This window comes from Spirosoma litoris, assembly GCF_054776755.1.
Map to the genome: position 1 here is coordinate 133,346 of NZ_BAAHBI010000042.1, position 17,581 is coordinate 150,926.

Annotated in this window: 11 protein-coding genes; 3 read left to right on the forward strand and 8 right to left on the reverse strand. The window is 47.6% G+C overall.

Annotated features, from left to right (window positions below; all coding sequences use genetic code 11):
* The first annotated feature begins 7 nt into the window (after nt 1–7).
* Nucleotides 8–2,671 (forward strand): ABC transporter permease, encoded by a 2,664-nt coding sequence (locus ACYVGR_RS25575; protein ID WP_460962126.1) that lies wholly within the window; start codon nt 8–10, stop codon nt 2,669–2,671.
* A 76-nt stretch (nt 2,672–2,747) separates the two neighbouring features.
* On the opposite strand, the gene ACYVGR_RS25580 is transcribed toward ACYVGR_RS25575, so the two are convergent.
* The gene (locus ACYVGR_RS25580) at nt 2,748–3,317 is read right to left on the reverse strand and encodes a type 1 glutamine amidotransferase domain-containing protein (protein WP_460962128.1); all 570 of its coding nucleotides are present in this window, start codon (nt 3,315–3,317) and stop codon (nt 2,748–2,750) included.
* Between the two features lie 445 nt (nt 3,318–3,762).
* Nucleotides 3,763–9,447 (reverse strand): hypothetical protein, encoded by a 5,685-nt coding sequence (locus ACYVGR_RS25585; protein WP_460962130.1) that lies wholly within the window; start codon nt 9,445–9,447, stop codon nt 3,763–3,765.
* A gap of 665 nt (nt 9,448–10,112) precedes the next feature.
* On the opposite strand from ACYVGR_RS25585, the gene ACYVGR_RS25590 reads away from it, so the two are divergent.
* Entirely contained in the window at nt 10,113–10,382 is a 270-nt protein-coding gene (locus ACYVGR_RS25590) for an ArsR/SmtB family transcription factor (protein WP_182460849.1), read from the forward strand.
* Between the two features lie 157 nt (nt 10,383–10,539).
* A complete protein-coding gene (locus ACYVGR_RS25595) occupies nt 10,540–11,433 on the forward strand; it encodes a cyanophycinase (protein WP_460962133.1) in 894 nt (297 codons plus the stop codon).
* Between the two features lie 94 nt (nt 11,434–11,527).
* On the opposite strand, the gene purQ is transcribed toward ACYVGR_RS25595, so the two are convergent.
* The 6 genes from purQ to ahcY all read right to left on the reverse strand — a co-directional run bounded on the left by purQ (nt 11,528) and on the right by ahcY (nt 17,334).
* On the reverse strand, nt 11,528–12,214 hold the full coding sequence (purQ, locus tag ACYVGR_RS25600) for a phosphoribosylformylglycinamidine synthase subunit PurQ (RefSeq protein WP_460962135.1): 687 nt from the start codon (nt 12,212–12,214) through the stop codon (nt 11,528–11,530).
* Between the two features lie 92 nt (nt 12,215–12,306).
* Entirely contained in the window at nt 12,307–13,239 is a 933-nt protein-coding gene (locus ACYVGR_RS25605; RefSeq protein ID WP_460962137.1) for a bifunctional metallophosphatase/5'-nucleotidase, read from the reverse strand.
* Nucleotides 13,217–13,957 (reverse strand): 5'-nucleotidase C-terminal domain-containing protein, encoded by a 741-nt coding sequence (locus ACYVGR_RS25610; RefSeq protein WP_182460845.1) that lies wholly within the window; start codon nt 13,955–13,957, stop codon nt 13,217–13,219. Before ACYVGR_RS25610 ends, ACYVGR_RS25605 begins: the two co-directional genes overlap by 23 nt.
* A gap of 83 nt (nt 13,958–14,040) precedes the next feature.
* Nucleotides 14,041–15,186 (reverse strand): hypothetical protein, encoded by a 1,146-nt coding sequence (locus ACYVGR_RS25615; protein ID WP_460962139.1) that lies wholly within the window; start codon nt 15,184–15,186, stop codon nt 14,041–14,043.
* Nucleotides 15,187–15,224: 38 nt separating this feature from the next.
* Nucleotides 15,225–15,803 (reverse strand): Uma2 family endonuclease, encoded by a 579-nt coding sequence (locus ACYVGR_RS25620; RefSeq protein ID WP_460962141.1) that lies wholly within the window; start codon nt 15,801–15,803, stop codon nt 15,225–15,227.
* Nucleotides 15,804–16,023: 220 nt separating this feature from the next.
* The gene (gene ahcY / locus ACYVGR_RS25625; protein WP_460962143.1) at nt 16,024–17,334 is read right to left on the reverse strand and encodes an adenosylhomocysteinase; all 1,311 of its coding nucleotides are present in this window, start codon (nt 17,332–17,334) and stop codon (nt 16,024–16,026) included.
* Nucleotides 17,335–17,581 lie beyond the last annotated feature (247 nt).

Sequence of the window (17,581 nt, forward strand, 5' to 3'; positions counted from 1 at the left end):
TCGTACTATGCCACAAAACCCACCCCGCTGGGTGCAACGCCTAATGGCGTGCATTACGGCCCCGCATCTGTACGAAGAACTCGCGGGCGATCTGGATGAGCTATTTTATAAACGAGCTCGGCGTTATGGCTATGCCAAAGCCCGGCTCCTATATGTGTGGGATTTTCTGTTGTTGCTGCATCCCCGACTCTGGCGACAAGAATCCATGACGGCCTTCAAACCCCGTTACAGCCGATATAATGATGTTTCTAACCCCTCATTTTTTCAACTTGCCATGATCCGAAATTATTTAAAAATTGCTTTTCGCAATCTGTTCAAAAACAAATCGTATTCGGCCATCAACATTGGTGGATTGGCTGTAGGCATGGCGGTGGCGATGCTGATTGGCATCTGGATCGATGATGAAGCATCGGCCAACAAGCACCACAAAAATTACGAGACCTTGTATCAGGTCAAAATGAATCAAACCTTCGATGGGCACCGGGGCACGCAGGACGCTATACCATTTCCGCTCGGCGATGAATTAAGGGCAAAATACCCCGACTTTAAGGCTGTAGCGATGTATGAGCGTTCAGATAATAAGCGTTCGCTAATCGTTGGCAATCAGAAATTCCTCAAACACGGGATTTACATTGGCGAAGATGCCATCGATATGTTTTCGCTGAACATCCTCAATGGCGATAAAAAACCATTGAAGGAGCCTTATTCAATTGTGCTGACGGATGAAACCGCCCATACTCTTTTTGGGAATCAGGACCCGATTGGCAAGATTGTAAAAATCGATAATTCGGTCGATTTAAAAGTAACTGCCGTAATCGCCAAACAACCCACGAATGCCACGCTTCAATTTGATTATTTACTGCCCTGGCAATTGCAGGAGGCCAGGTATGATTGGGTAAGAAACAAAGCAAAAACGGATTGGCGAAATAACGACTGGGGTGTTTTCGCCCAACTCAAAGAGGGTATTGATCCAGCCCAAACCAACGCCAAAATAAAAGATGTGGTGCTGGCTCATCAAAACACGGACCCTAATGCAAAGAGCCTGGTCAAACCCGAGATCTTCCTGCATCCGATGGCCAAATGGCGGCTTTATTCGGACTTTGAAGAAGGAAAAAACACAGGCGGCTTCATTAAATATGTTCGGCTTTTCGGCGTCTTCGGCTTATTTATTCTGGTGATTGCCTGCATCAATTTCATGAACCTGAGCACGGCCCGTTCCGAAAAACGAGCCAAAGAAGTGGGCGTTCGAAAAGCAGTTGGTTCAGGTAGAGAGCAGTTAATCGGGCAGTTTTTGAGTGAGTCTATCCTGATTGCGCTCCTGGCCCTGGTAATAGCATTGGGTATTGTCCTGATTTCGTTGCCCTACTTCAATACGCTGACCAACAAAACAATGTCCATTGAATTCGGCAATCCTATTTTTTGGGCTATTACACTAGTCTTTACCTTATTTACCGGCTTACTGGCAGGCAGTTATCCAGCGCTCTATTTGTCGTCATTCAACCCAGTCAGGATTCTGAAAGGAGGGATTCACGTTGGTCAACGTGCTTCGTTGCCTCGTAAAATTCTGGTGGTTGTGCAGTTTACCTTTTCGGTTGTGCTGATGATTGGTACCATCATTATTTATCAGCAGATCCAACACGGCAAAAACCGCCCGCTTGGTTTTACCAAACAGGGCCTCATTTCTGTCAATTCTTCGAAAGACTTACTCGACCATTTTGAAGCGCTTCGGGCCGAGTTATTGGCTACGGGAGCAGTAGCCTCTATGTGTAAAACGAATTCACCACCAACGCAATGGTGGAGCAGCAACAGCGGCTGGGATTGGAAAGGATCAACGCTCGAAGATAAATCAGTCATTTTCACGACCATCGCTACAAGTTACGACTACACGAAAACGATGGGAATCAAACTCAAACAAGGACGTGATTTTTCGCGGGACTTTACCACCGATTCGTCGGGTGTCATTTTAAATGAAGCAGCTGTTAAACGCATGGGTTTAAAACATCCGGTGGGCGAACTTGTAAAATGGGCGGGAAGAACCTGGACGGTCATTGGGGTCATTCCCGATATTGTTTTGGAATGGTCTCCTTACCGTTCTGTAGCACCAATGACGATTATTTTCGCAAAGGATTGGGTCAATTTTATCGACATGCGCATCAATCCGAACATGTCGCCTTCGGTGGCTATCCAGAAAATCAAGCCCATTTTTGATAAATACAATCCGGCCTATCCCTTCGATTATAACTTTTCGGATACTGAATACGCCAAGAAATTCTATTACGAAGAACTCGTTGGTAATCTGTCGGCCATTGTTTCGCTCCTGGCTATTTTTATCTCGTGCCTGGGTCTATTCGGTCTGGCCTCGTTTATGGCCGAGCAACGCACCAAAGAGATTGGTATCCGTAAGGTATTGGGAGCCAGTGTTACCAGCGTCTGGGGATTACTATCCAAAGACTTTATTCAGCTCGTCCTGATCTCCTGTCTGGTCGCTTCGCCCATTGCCTGGTATGCTATGAATCAGTGGCTGGAAAGTTATACCTACAAAATAAACATCGGGGCTGGGGTATTCCTGATAGTTCTTGTGACGGCGATGGTTATTACGTTATTGACAGTTAGTTACCAAGCCATTAAAGCCGGGTCGCTAAATCCCGTAAAAAGTTTGAAAAGCGAGTAATGAATTGATTCTGTAGATTCTATGGGTCCTTTTAATACTAAAGTAAGGACCCATAGAATCTACAGAATCAATTTAGCTATGCATGCTGCCGAGCGTGTTCACCTTCGCGAATTTCCTCAATCATCTTCCGATTAAAGGCCGGAATATCGTCAGGTCTACGACTGGTTACTAAGCCCTGATCGGTCACCACTTCTTCATCAACCCAGTTCGCTCCGGCATTTTTCAGATCGGTTTGAATCGATGGGTACGACGTAAGTTTTCGTCCCTTCACCACACCCGCTTCGATGAGCATAATTGGCGCGTGACAAATGGCGGCTACGGGTTTATGGGCTTCAAAGAAATGACGCACAAACTGCACCGCCTTCGGATCTGTCCGTAGTTTATCAGGATTCATGACACCACCGGGCAGAAGCAAGGCATCATACTGGTTGGGGTCAGCTCCGGCGACGGGTAAATCAACAGGAAAGGTATCACCCCAATCGGTTTCGTCCCACCCTTTTACCTCGCCCCCTTTTGGTGCAATCAGGTGCGTTGTAGCACCGGCATCCTGTAATGCTTCACGAGGTTCGGTCATTTCGACCTGTTCAAATCCATCGGTTAGCAGAATCGCCACTTTCTTACCCTGCAATCGTTGCTGCGTTTCCATAATACGTTGAGAATTTAGTTACTCTAGTATAACTATGGAAAAAGAAGAAGGTTAACAAAAATACCTGATAGTATATTGTTTAACCACCGAGACGCAGGGATCACAAGGGAGTAAAAGCCTGGCTATTATCCTGAACCTGTTTAAACTTCAGGATGCCCTCCAGAAAGGGTAGCATTTTTTGTCATTCCGACGCAAGGAGGAATCTCAATGTTGTGTATTAGTCAAGCTCGAGATTCCTCCTTGCGTCGGAATGACAAAAAATTGGCTAGTATTCTCTAGAAAAGAAAAGTTTAAACACCTTCATTAGTAAGGCTATATATCCTCTTGGTCTATGTGGTTAAACCTTTTCCTCTAGTCTGAATTTTAATCCAAAGGCCAACAAAAAAGCGATTCATGAAGAGTTCCTTTCTCCATGAATCGCTTTCCCATAATCGCTACTGCAGACTTATCGTATCTTGGTGATGACCAAAGGCACACACACGTTTGGCGGACAAGGGCAGGAGGTTGATGTCAGTTGTACGGTCACATCCGTGTAGCAACCCGAACCGCTGTACACGCGAATGGTATAATCCTGAGCCGTTGCCGGATTTGCCAGATTGTTCGCGATTACCCCATTGGCCGGAATCACCTGAGTGGGTCCCGACGACGAAGTGGTAAAGGTCGTTCCTGCCGAGTACTGGTACGTATGACCAGCCGAGAAGCCACTTAACACAATCTGTCCATTGTTTTGTACAGTACTGCCTAAACAGGTAGCGGCCACTGTACTCGCCTGAAAATTGGGCTTAATACAGCAATTTGACGGTAGTACCGTTACTTGTTGCTCGGCATAACAGGTCGGATCAGCCGGATTAAATACCCGAACGGTGTAGGTTTTCGGCAATACACTGTCGTCTAAATTGGCAATAATTACCTGCGAGTTGCCGCTCAGCAACGTGGCAGCAGCAGGTACTTTGGTACCTACCGAGAAATCCGTTCCCTCTACGTACTGATACGTGCTACCAGCCGCATAGTTCGACAACGTGACATTACCTTTCACCGAAGTACCGGTTCCATTGGTACTACAAACCGGCGATGTTGGCGTTACCACAAAGTTCGAGTAAGCCGTAAAGGAAACGCTAACGGGTTTAACAGTCGAACAGAAGTTATCGGCTGATGACGACTTGATGTAATACGTGATTGGCAACGATACCGGGTTCGAAACCGGAATGGTAGCGGCTGCATCGGCATAATAACCGATACTGCCCCCGGTATTCGAAATGACCGCGTTGGCCAAATCGAAGGTGGCGTTTCCTTCGGCGGTCTGACAAGTGGTGTTCAGCGCTTTGACCGTCAGAGTTGGATTCACTGTCGTTACCTGAACTATCATCTCATCGCCGAACGTACAACCTGTATTGGCATCGTAATAACTTAGTTTATAAACTGTTGTCTCGCTGGGACAAACGACAGGCTGCGATGAGCTGAGGTTCGAAATCTGCCCTACTTTCGTTGCGTTGTAAGGCAATGTCGTCCAACTATAGCTAAACCCAGGTAGAGGAGAGGAGCCAATCTGAACACAGTTTCCTAAACAAACAGACTGATCGTCGCCAGCGAGATTAAGTTTCTGCTTGCCAATTTTCACCGTTATCGACGCCCATGTTGTACAGCCACTTCCGTAGGTTACGGTAGCGGTATAGGTATAGGTTCCCGTAGCGGCTGCTGTAACATCCAGTGTTGGCTGACTGGCCGACGTAGAACTTAAGTAGGCCAATGCACTGGATGGGCTGGCCGTCCACGCTACCGTACTTCCGGCAGGTGGGTTACTTAAAGGCAATACGGTTGATGCCCCATCGCCTTCACAGAAGTTGAGTGAACCGGGCAGCGTGGCCACATAGGTGGCTGCTGGTACAGGAAATACAAACGTTTTTACGCAGCCCGTCGCATGCGTTGCAGTCAATGTATAGGACGTGGGTGTTTCGGGATAAACCTGTACAGTAGACAAATTACCAGCCGATGCTACGATGCCTGTAAATGGAGCCCATGAATAACTCCATCCGCCATCGGGCGAGTTGTTTACACCAATTGTAATCGGTCCATTACACGGAGCGGGAATTGGATCATTGGCAAAATTGACAGTCGGTGGCGTAGCGGAGTTAACGTTTATCGTCGTTGTAGCCGAACAGGAACCCTGCCCAACCGTTAGGTTATACGGTCCCGTTACCGATACGCTGATTTGCGCAGTCGTTTCTCCAGTCGACCATAGATAGGTCATATTGGGATCAGGCACGGGGCCTATGGTTACCGATCCTCCTCCCCCATCGCATAAACTTCCGGGCGCGTGAATAGTCAATGCCGGGGCCGTGAAAGATGTATATTGAACTGTATCGGCATACGCACAGTTAGCTGCCGTATTTCCATTCGTGGCATTACGAATCAAAAGTACGGGACTATCGGCATTCGGTGGAATTGTGACAGATGATGTAGCGCTACCAGGCGAGGTAAACACAACCCCCGGCGTTGGCGAAGTCCACGCATAGGTATAACCTGCTTTTGCCGCAGAGCCAACGGTGTAGGTACCACCCGATGTCACACAAAAGGTTCCATCCAATCCTGCATTGTTGTCGACTGGTGTAACCTGAATATTCACCGTATCCCGAATCGAACAGCCTGTCGACGCATCTGTTACTTTTACGTAGAGCGTTTTATCGGTAGTCAACGCGACTGTGGTCGGATTGGCAATGGTAGAATCCGAGACCAGTGTTCCGGCAGACCAGTTGTAGGTGTAGCCCGGAATAGCATTCTGCTGAATCTGTACGGTACCTCCTTTACAAGCAGCTAACGGCGATGTGTAGTTTGTAACGGGTAATGAGGATTGTCCCGGAAATACTTTCACAAAAATCCGGCATGTATCCGGCACGCCTTCTAATACCAGCGAAAGCGTATAAGTAACAGCAACCAGCCCCGATGGATTCGCAATAACTTTAGCTGGGTGGGGTACTCCCTCCACTAAAGGCAATCCGGTGTTCGGGTCCGACAATCCGGCCACTGGCGACCAGGTATAGGTTCCGTTGCTGGCAGCAGTGATAGGCCCAATGGTAGTAGTTTTTCCGCCACATTGCCCATCGGCTCCCCCCTGCTGATCTAATTTACAGAAGTCAGTACCGCCGGGGCCGCAGCCTACGATGTATCTGATTTCGGCGGTATCGGCCCGTGCGCAGGATGGGTTTATCGCATTCTGACTAGTCCGAATGTATAAAATCGTGTACGGTCCATCGGCCAGTCCGCCATTGGGTATACTGGTACCGGGCATGCGCATTGATACCTGCGAAGCCGTTGTACTACTCAGGTATGTAAGGGCTTGTTCGGGCGAGGGTACTCCCTGTGTTGCCGACACGCTGGTAATGACAGCGCGCCAGCTATAACTGATCCCACTCTCGTTGGGAGTCCCGAAACTAGTCTTCGCCACAAAACCCGAGGTAGGACAGAAGACATAGGGTTCTTTCTGATTAAATACGTTGTTTGGTGTTTTATAAACCGTAACCTGCTGGGTTGTCGTCTGCACGCAACCCGATATACCATTTGATGCCTGAACGGTAAACGGTAGTATGTTTACCCCTTGTGGCGCATAGGTAGCCGTAAACACGGGTCGTATAACGGTAGGCTGACTAATACCAATGCCCGGAAACCAGCCATAACTAACACCAGCCTGTTCGGTAAGTCCCTGCCCTAACCGGGCGCTATCTCCCTGGCATAACGTCAGGCTAGGCAAGGCTGGCAAAGGCGTTACACTCTGGCCTGTCACGGTTACGGTATCAACCCGGCAACCGTTAAAATCCAGGTAGAAATCCTTCGACGCTCCATTAGCTGGCAAGTCCGATAAGGTAGGATTAACGCCATTAGGCGTATCTAAGCCCGTTGATGGCGTCCAGGTAAATGTGTTTGTCGACACGTTGGCATAAGCTGGGGGCACCGAAACAGGTCCAAGTTTTACCGTCGGGTTGCCACAGGTAAAGATCGTTCTCGAAGGCACTGTTACCTTAAACTGAACCGTTTTCAGGGTATCATAACTCGTACATCCCCGGCTATCCGTCACGCTTAACCGATAAGTCCCTTCGGTGGTCAGGTTTAGTAAAATTGGTGTTGCCGCCGTTGCCACAGTTCCCGAAAGGATGGGGGTTCCTCCAGCCAATGGAGTCAGTGCATAGGTATAAGCCCCCTGATCGCCATCCCCCCCAGGGGTAATGGTAGCGGTTATGGCTAATGTCGTCCCCGCACAAAATCCGTAGGGCTTACTGGCCAAATCAGTCGAATGGACTTTACTGGTCGACAGGATGTATTCAACCGTATTGCTGTAGTTAACCAAATCGCAACTACCCGCGACCGAACAAACCGCATCGAAAGGCGACTGACGGACCGCTCGTCGAAAAAACACCGATCCTGCCACAGTTAGGCCATTAGGTGTGTAATCTTTTGCCGTTGCTCCGACAATATCAACCCAGGGACCGGCCGCGGAACCGCTGCGTTGCCACTGATAATAAATTGATGCAGGGGCTGGATTCGCATCGGAAGCACCTCTAACGTTTGGCGTTTTGTACGTTGGTTTAGAGCCTATTATGGGAAACAAACCGGCTCCTTCGCAATAGTTGGTAACTGTTGCTGCAATTGTGTTGGTATTCTCTACGTACTTCGCATAGTTAAAAGCGGTGAGGTAAACCGTCATCCCGCCAGAGTTCGGCACCACGTTATAGCCTGTTAAGGTAGTCGTGCCATCACTAGCCAGACCAGCTGGCGTAACTGGATAATTAACACTAGAGCCTGCCGTTGCCAGAATCGTTGCCCGACAACCCTTTAATTCGACATCATAGTTTCCGGTAGTGCTCCCATTCTCTCCCGAATTCAAATAGGTAGCATAGAGTACTTTACTAAAATCGCAGTCAATAATCTGGTAAGTAGCGTTGCTCGAGCCAAATATAGAATACAGGGCACCAGCCGTTGGACTAATACTGGAAGCCGCATTTGCTTTGCCACTGATGTGCACTCTTCCCTGCTCATCGAGTTCCATATCCGATGCTTCTACGCTCCCATTCCCTACCACGGCACTTCGGATTACGGATGTAAGGGTTGAGTTGAATTCGGTTAGGGTTAGCTGTCCTTGTGTCCAGGCCATATTTGGCGATGAACCGACCTGTACAAATTCTGCGGGCGTTGTGATAACGCCCATGACTACAATATTTCCGTTGGGGCGCTTGCGAATGCCCATGACCTGCGTACCCGGCAAGGCCGTTGATTGTAACAATTGCCCCGAAGCGCCATAATGCGCGATGTAGCCTACCTGATTTGCCAGCGAAACATTCGCATAAGCGGCTCCTGCTGTTATTGGCAATATGGCTCCGTTGCCATTCCGGTACGTTGCGTAAAAGCTACCATCCGTATCAGGAACAATATCGGTCGCGTATTGAACCGGAACCGAAGCGCTTGTCGAATAATAAGATGCGTAACGAAGGGTGCCATCGGCGTTAAAAATGGCCATATAGGGATCATCGTTACCCCCTTTTGGCGTTGATTGGTAGGCATTTGATGTAGTCGGCAATACGCCCGAGCCACTGTTCTGTAGCATTAGAATCATCGATCCATCCGGCGTAATAATCAGATTTTGAAAATAGGGATCTTCATTCCACAATCGAACACGCACGTTAGACGAACCACCAACAGCCCCCAGATAGGAGCCATAGTTAATCGTTTTCCCATCAGCCGATAATTTCATCAAAACGGCCAGATTACCCCCCGCCGTATTAGGGCGACTTGTTTGAAAACCATTAGGGGTGATCAGGGCAGAGGCCGAAGCCCCTCCATTACTTACGCACAAGAGGACGATTTCGCCCGTTGGCGAAAAATCAAAAGCAAGGGGAGTGAAGCTACTATTATCACCATTGAATAAGCGTACCCATTGTAAGGTATTGCCATCCGGCGAATACTTGGATAACACTGCATTGTAGCCATCGTTAGCCCCCGACAAAGGGGGACCAAACTCTTTAATATCGGCAACAGAATAACCAGAAGCATTATTTCGACCTTCGGTTAACACATAAATAGAACCATCCGAACCAATTTTCTGTACCGCTCCCTGATTTGAGGATCTATTCGAGATTGCCATGCTCCACTGTAGCGACTGAGCCTGTACAATGCCACTCCCAAGGCAAAATAGACCGAAAATTCCTAATGCTACAGCTCTACAGGTTAGCTGAATTTGTATAAATCTACCTAAAAAGCTTGTGTAATTTTTTCTTATACAATAGAGATAATAGAGAATTAAATCAGTAAAATTAATCATAGAGGTGGGAGATAAATAGATATAAAAGCGCCAAACAGAAATAGCCTTTGTGCTCCTCAAATGAACACAAAGGCTATGCCAAATGGCCAAATGGCCATATAAGCGCATGACTAATCTATTACTCTATGTCAATTGGTTTATCCCGATTTCTAATCTGTATACTTAGTGTTTTGGTTTTCCACTGCTATTATTCCCTAACAAATTACGTACCAATTGTTAATTAGCCCTCAATTTGTTACTAAGTCATAATTGCTATTCACATGAAATGTACAAAATCAAATATTTGGGAGTATTTGGCCACCTAGTACTCGTCCAAAATAGATTCTTTTGATTCTTTCAATTCTATTGTACTGACAATCAGAAACGATAGAATCAACCGCGCGGGCGGCCCCGAGAAGCTATAGAATCTATTTTGCCAAAGCACTAGTGGTCCTACTCATTCTGTATTGAACGCACCTTACTAAACCGTTTTTTGTTAGGTTTGTACTATGGATTCTAAATCATGCGAGAAAGCAACGGGCGCTATTGCCGATAAATACCGGCTCTCGATTTTATTGGAATTAGCCCAACGAGAAAGCATGACTCCGTCTGAGATTCAGGAGTTAACGGGCTTGTCGCAGCCTTGCGTATCGCACCACGTTCGCCTGCTGACGGAAAGCGAGTTGGTTGCTGCGACCAAAGAAGGGCGTAATGTTCATCTACGTTTGAACAAAGACACAACCCGGCAATTATCCGATTTCCTAGCGAAGCTGACCTAAGCTTTTCTTTAAAACCATATTCGTATTGGATTACTAGGTTGTACTCACAGCTTCAGCCCGTGAGTACAACATAATCAGGTAATTTGCGCAAAATCAGGCGTATTGGTTAACTTTGGATACGAGGTGTCCGACCCGTAAAACCAAACGACAATCTGATATGAAAAAGCGCATTACTCTTTTCTTCCTCCTTGCTTTGCTGGCCAGCTTAAGCCATGCCCAAACTACCTCTCTCTCCAAGATGGTAGGTCCCGAAAAAGGTTCGTTGATGATTGTGGGAGGAGGTGCTATGGGCACCGACTTATGGACTCGTTTCGTCGAACTGGCGGGCGGCCCAGCTACTGCCAATATTGTAATTATTCCAACCGCAGGCGAAGACTCGTCGGCTGCAAGTGCTCCCCGTGAGAAGGAAAAATTAATCAGTTTAGGTGTCCAAAACATAACGATCCTCCATACCCGCGATCCGAAAGTAGCAAACCAGGAATCATTTGTAGCCCCGTTGAAGAAAGCCACAGGTATCTGGTTCGTTGGTGGTCGCCATTGGCGTTTGACGGATTCGTATTTAAATACGTTGGCGCACAAAGAATTTAACGCCGTTCTGAGTCGAGGGGGTGTTATTGGTGGTACATCGGCGGGGGCTACGATTCAGGGATCATTTATGGTTCGTGGCGATACAAAGGGTAACTCAATTATGGTAGGAGATCACACACAAGGGCTGGATTTTATCCATAATGTCACCATCGATCAGCATTTCCTGCGACGAAACCGTCAATTTGATCTCATCGACGTCATTAAAGCTCGTCCCGAATTACTCGGCATTGCGATTGACGAAGGGACGGCCATTGTTGTGCAGCAAAATACCTTCGAGGTGCTGGGCGTCTCCTATGTGGGCATCTACGAAGCGAATCAAATTGCCAATAGCACCAAGTATCCGTCTGGTCAGAATAGCACGGGCGGGCCTTTTTATTTTTTAGGCAAAGGGCAAAAATTTGATCTGCAAACCCGAAAGGTCATCGACACCCGACCAGCAAGACCTAACGAACCAGCGAAGTAAAGTTGTCAGAAAATAGTCAGGGGTTGTCAAGACTAGTCAAGCATTGTTTTTCAACACCTGACTAGTCTTGACAACCCCTGACTATTTTTGACTATTAAACCAGTACGGCTTTGAGAATTTGATCCATGATTAGTCGCCCGTCTGTATTGCCAAGAGCTGGATCGGCAGCACGTTCGGGGTGAGGCATCATGCCAAATACATTTTTGCCACTGTTGGTCACACCGGCAATATTTTCCAGACTGCCATTTGGGTTAGACGCATCGGTAATGGCTCCGGTTTCGTCACAATACCGGAACAGTACCTGCCCATTATCATTCAACGATTTTAGCGTATCGGCATCAGCAAAATAACGTCCTTCGCCATGCGCCATCGGAATTTTATAAGCGGGGCGATCAAGACCGGCCGTCAACAACGCGTCGGGCGATTGGGGAGTTAGGTAAATATTTTTGCAGACGTATTGCTGGTTCGCATTACGCAGCAATACTCCTGGTACCAATCGCGCTTCGGCCAGCACCTGAAATCCGTTGCAAATGCCCATCAGGTAGCCGCCACGATTGGCATGAGCAATGACTTCATTCATAATGGGCGAAAACCGGGCCACAGCCCCTGTACGAAGGTAATCACCGTAAGAAAACCCACCCGGTAGGATGATAAAATCACATCCTTGCAGATCGTGATCTTTATGCCAGAGTTTAACGACTTTCTGGTCCATCAATTCCAGCGTATCCACTGCATCCTGATCGCAGTTAGAGCCGGGAAAAACAACAACGCCAAATTTCATAATGGTGAAAGAGCGAAAGAGTGAATGAGCGAAAGGGTGAATCATTCGGCGCTAGCATTTCGCTCATTCACTCTTTCGCTCTTTCTGCAAAGTTACTTCACTTCAACGGACTTTCCAGCACTTGAAACAGCTTTACCTCGCTCAAATGACAGGTCAATTCGTCCCAGATTGATGCCTGCAAACCCAACCTGATTAATCCAGACGGGCTGCCCATCGAGATTATTGACGGCTACGGGCGCATCCAGGAATGTATGCGTATGGCCACCAATGATCAGATCGATATTTTTGGTTTTGGCCGCCAGTACGTTGTCAGAAACCGTAGGCTCATTGTTATATTTAAATCCTAAGTGCGACAGGCAAATTACGTAGTCGCATTTTTTGTCATTCCGCAACTGAGCAGCGGTATCCCCACCTAACTCAATGGGGTCGAGGTATTTGGTTTCTTTATAAGCCTCTTTCGGAATCAAACCTGCCGGCTGAATTCCCAAACCGAACACCCCTATCCGAACGCCATCTTTCTCGAAGATTTTGTACGGCATGGTTCGCCCGTCCATAACCGTGTTTTTGAAGTCGTAATTGGCAATCAGCAAAGGGAACGTAGCCTTCCCGAATTGGGTGACCATGTTGTCAATGCCGCCATCAAAATCGTGATTACCGATAGTTCCAGCGTCGTAGCCAAGCTGGTTCATGGCCAGAATTTCGGGCTCCCCTTTGTAGAGATTGAAATAAGGCGTTCCCTGAAAAATATCTCCCGCATCGAACAGCAAGACGTTTTGTTGCTCCTGTCGGATTTTTTTGATCAGCGTCGCTCGTCGGGCAACACCACCCTTACCCGCATTCCGACTTCCATCCATCGGGAATGGGTCCAGCCGACTATGCACATCGTTGGTATGCAGAACCGTCAGCGAGGTTGTTTTATTGGCCCGCCCTGTAGTAGCAAGCACGTCTGGCGCCACAGAGCCGACAACGGCAGCCGTGCCCAATAGTTTCAGAAACTGGCGTCTATTCGATGCTAATGCGTCCATCAGAAACGGGATTAATAGGTTGACCGCTTTTGCCCTGTTGCCGGAAATAATCGATTAGGGAATCACGAATTAAGTAATTCATATTTTCGCGTTTGACGGCGTTTTTCAGAAAGTTAGCATTGTCGCCCCCATCGGCTATGTAGTCGCTCATAGCCACTGTATAGGTTTCATTCGGCTGTAGCGTCCGGCCATTGGTAAAGGTTACGGACTGCACTTTTTTATTCTGAATTTTAACCCGTAAGCCACCCACAACCAGTCCGTGCGAATTGGCAAAATGATTGAGTAACTGCAACAACATATCGCCCTTGACAGTCAAAATAACTAACTGGTTATCAAACGGCATGACACCAAAAACCGAACCGATGGTGATATTGCCCTGGGGTAAATTATCCCGAATACCCCCGTAGTTCAGGTGCGAACAATCAATGGGTTTGCCGTATCGTTGCGATGCCTGCTGGAGCAACGCGTCGGTCAATAAATCGTTGAGTGGACCATCGGGTAAGGCTTTTTCAACAGGCTTGGTTGAACTGGTCAGTACCTCGTTCATAGCCTTATCGAGTTTCTCCCGATAAGGTACTAGGAAACTGGCAACAGCCGGATCAGACGACGCAGCCAGCGAGTCTACACCAATGCGGTTAGCCGTTCGTTGAGAAAGGTGATAGCCCGAGTGGCAGGCCGACAAGCCAGCTAACGCCAGCAGTAGAAGGTATTTTTTCATACGTATTCGCAAGTTCGGAAACTCTTGGCAAACCTGCGTTAACAAATCGTTAGAATGCATTCGTAGAAGTTGATGAACTGGTCTTATATGACCTTACCCGGTACCATAATCACGGTATGCTCTGGTTTGTAGTGTACTTTACGCATTCGCCCAAAACCGCCCAAGCCGATTTGAATGTTAAAAATCCCCCCTGTAAACGGCTTTTCGTCTAATAGTGGGCTGTAGGATACTTTCGTTCGGATAAACCAGAAGCTATGTTCGGAGAGATCCGGCTTAGGTGTGTTATCGCCCAGCTTAACATCGAACACAAGCCCGAGCGTTGGTGAATGCGTCAGTAGCGACAATCCCTTATAGCGTTCGTCGTTCTTGTCTCGGGGTGATAAATCGAACAAAAGATAGCCGACATACGGAATTAACCGACTGCGTGGCCTTTCGTAAATAACCCGCCCCAAACCTAGTTCGAACAGCATCGGGCTTATGGGCATATCCTTTTCCCATTGTTGGTTATTGTGCCAGAAGCCCGACCGTAATGTTCCGTTGTACAGAGTAGGATGCAGCATGATCATGGTTCGCTGTAAGGCAATATCGATCCCGAATACAGCCCCTACCGACTTATTAAGCGTCTGTGCCAGCAAACCCGTTGTCAAAACTCCCCCACCCCCCAAAAATACACCATACCCCAATTTTGACATACTAAACGTAGTCACGAGATCGGGCGTATCATAAAGTCGTAGAGCAATCTGCTTCTCCCATCGCTCCAGCGCTTGTAAATCATCGCCCCCACCGGTTTCTGCGCGAAACCGATTGACCTCAGCCCCTAGTTCAGAATTCGTCAGATACTCAATTTGCCGCGCTTTTTCCTTAAAACGGCGATCAGTCTCCAGCGCAATCAATTTAGCCTTCATCTGACGCGTATGCACCTCTACCAGATCGAAGAGTATCTGATTATAGGCCAGGGTTCGCTCATTTCTGGCGGTTTCTGATACCCACGACAGATTCCGAAACATTAAACAAAATGACTCGATGGCTGGTGGGCTCCAGATAGACGTTGGGCGTACTTCGTAACCAATCTGATAATAAAACTCGGAACCGCCTAAACCTAGTTGCGTGGGGGAATGAAAGTCAGAAAGTTGCAAACGCCTGGTCGCACTCCAGTGCAGTGTATCGATCGTTACCTGTGCCGAAACGAGTAAAGGAGACAGTAACAGGAGTAGAGACAGGTGTTTCATATGCACGAATGGGAGGCTAAAATACACCGCTAAGTCACTTATAACAAGTCACTTAACGTCAACTCAAAACCAGGCAGAATAGCCTCACCAGACAGAGTTTCGGCAAAATTTAGTACTTCGGGCTCGCTATCAGGTCGATAAATTGTTGTTTGCTGATTAAATGGATCAATTACCCAGCCCAATTGAACGCCATTTTGGAGATATTTTTCCATTTTAGCAGGCAGCGTATATTTCTCATCTGAGTCGCTCATTAATTCAACCACAAAATCCGGGCAAATCTTGGCGAACTTATCCTGATCTTTCTCAGTAAGTGCATTCCATCGCTCATGGCTAATCCAGGAAACATCTGGAGCCCGAACAGAGGTATCGGGCAAGGTGAATCCGGCGCTGGAATCTGCTACCAATCCTAATTTCGTTTTACGGTTCCATAGAACAACCTCCGTAATGAGGTCTGCATTTCTTAATCCAGTTTTCGTGTTGGTGGGCATTTCAAAAATAATCTGGCCATCTGCTTCGCGTTCAATACGAAGCGAGGGATTTGCCTGACAGAATGCGTAAAACTCATCGTCAGTAAGGCGGTCATCCCGGCGAATTGTAGGGTTTAACGGGAACATCATAGTCGAGCGTCGTTTCCATCGATCAATACTAACAAATTTAACACAAAAAAGCGCGACCCCGTTTCCGAAGTCGCGCTTAGTTCTGAGCCAGGATTTTTATGATTTAACTGAATGAATATGATTGTATAACAAGGCTTTCAAGGAAAGCGCAATCAAAAGAAATCAAGGGAATCAGTTAAATCATAAAAATCCTGCGGGGCCGCCCGTGCGGTTCAGACAATTAATACCGATACATTTCCGATTTGAACGGACCTGCAACCGGAACACCAATATAATCGGCTTGTACCTGCTCCAGCGGCTCCAGTTTAGCTCCTACGTGAGCCAGGTGCAATGCAGCTACTTTCTCGTCAAGGATTTTTGGCAGAACATACACTTTGTTCTCGTATTTGTCCGAGTTAGCCCACAGTTCCAATTGTGCCAGCGTCTGGTTCGAGAACGAGCAAGACATCACGAACGATGGGTGCCCCATTGCACAACCGAGGTTCACTAAACGACCTTCGGCCAGTACGATGATCTCCTGACCGTCAACGTTGTACATATCGACCTGTGGTTTGATCTGGCTTTTGGTATGACCGTAGTTTTCGTTCAACCATGCCATGTCGATTTCATTATCGAAGTGGCCAATGTTACAAACAACAGCCTTATCGCGCATCGCTTTGAAATGGCGACCTTTAATGATATTAACGTTACCAGTCGCCGTTACGAAAATCTGTGCACGAGGAACGGCTTCGTCCATGGGTACAACTTCGTAGCCATCCATAGCCGCCTGAAGCGCGCAGATTGGATCGATTTCGGTTACCAGAACCCGGCAACCAGCGCCACGCAGCGACTCAGCCGATCCTTTACCTACATCACCATAACCAGCTACAACGGCTACTTTACCAGCCAGCATCAGGTCGGTAGCGCGACGGATCGCATCAACCAGCGACTCACGGCAGCCGTATTTGTTATCGAATTTCGATTTGGTTACCGAATCATTTACGTTGATCGAAGGCAAGTGTAACGTGCCATTTTTCATCCGCTCGTACAAACGGTGAACACCCGTTGTGGTTTCTTCCGACAAGCCTTTGATGTTCTGAATCAGTTCAGGATACACATCGAAAACCATATTAGTCAGGTCGCCACCATCATCAAGAATCATGTTCAATGGCTGACGCTCTTCACCGAAGAATAAGGTTTGCTCGATACACCAGTTGAATTCTTCTTCGTTCATACCTTTCCACGCATACACTGGGATACCAGCGGCAGCAATGGCAGCAGCGGCATGATCCTGCGTCGAGAAGATATTACAGGACGACCAGGTTACCTGAGCACCCAATTCGACCAGCGTTTCAATAAGAACGGCGGTTTGGATGGTCATGTGCAGACAGCCTGCAATACGTGCACCTTTCAATGGTTGCGATGGACCGTATTCAGCCCGAAGAGCCATCAGACCGGGCATTTCGGCTTCGGCAAGTTTGATTTCCTTGCGGCCCCACTCGGCCAGCGCGATGTCCTTAACCTTGTAGGGGACGTAGGTTGAAGTTTGCATATTAATTTGAATTAGCGAGAGTCAATATGATCTGTATTGCTCTGCGATCTTGGTTTCTTAGTAAAGTGCAAAAATAAGAAGCCGTCAGCAGAATCCCTATTTGAATCAAAATACTTTAGTATCTGGCTATTATAAGACAAAGATTCACTCGTATCGATTCAAGTTTCTTTTTCAATCTCACCGGGTTAAAACCCGGCGCAGTTCATCCATTTTGTTTTTTGCGCCGGGTTTTAACCCGGTGAGACGG

What these genes read in the sequence shown, in the direction of transcription:
- ACYVGR_RS25620 (WP_460962141.1), bottom strand. Translation starts at nt 15,803, where the DNA reads ATGATGTTCCCGTTAAACCCTACAATTCGCCGGGATGACCGCCTTACT.
- ACYVGR_RS25580 (WP_460962128.1), bottom strand. Translation starts at nt 3,317, where the DNA reads ATGGAAACGCAGCAACGATTGCAGGGTAAGAAAGTGGCGATTCTGCTA.
- purQ (WP_460962135.1), bottom strand. Translation starts at nt 12,214, where the DNA reads ATGAAATTTGGCGTTGTTGTTTTTCCCGGCTCTAACTGCGATCAGGAT.
- ACYVGR_RS25590 (WP_182460849.1), top strand. Translation starts at nt 10,113, where the DNA reads ATGGATTCTAAATCATGCGAGAAAGCAACGGGCGCTATTGCCGATAAA.
- ACYVGR_RS25595 (WP_460962133.1), top strand. Translation starts at nt 10,540, where the DNA reads ATGAAAAAGCGCATTACTCTTTTCTTCCTCCTTGCTTTGCTGGCCAGC.
- ACYVGR_RS25610 (WP_182460845.1), bottom strand. Translation starts at nt 13,957, where the DNA reads ATGAAAAAATACCTTCTACTGCTGGCGTTAGCTGGCTTGTCGGCCTGC.
- ACYVGR_RS25615 (WP_460962139.1), bottom strand. Translation starts at nt 15,186, where the DNA reads ATGAAACACCTGTCTCTACTCCTGTTACTGTCTCCTTTACTCGTTTCG.
- ACYVGR_RS25585 (WP_460962130.1), bottom strand. Translation starts at nt 9,447, where the DNA reads ATGGCAATCTCGAATAGATCCTCAAATCAGGGAGCGGTACAGAAAATT.
- ahcY (WP_460962143.1), bottom strand. Translation starts at nt 17,334, where the DNA reads ATGCAAACTTCAACCTACGTCCCCTACAAGGTTAAGGACATCGCGCTG.
- ACYVGR_RS25605 (WP_460962137.1), bottom strand. Translation starts at nt 13,239, where the DNA reads ATGGACGCATTAGCATCGAATAGACGCCAGTTTCTGAAACTATTGGGC.
- ACYVGR_RS25575 (WP_460962126.1), top strand. Translation starts at nt 8, where the DNA reads ATGCCACAAAACCCACCCCGCTGGGTGCAACGCCTAATGGCGTGCATT.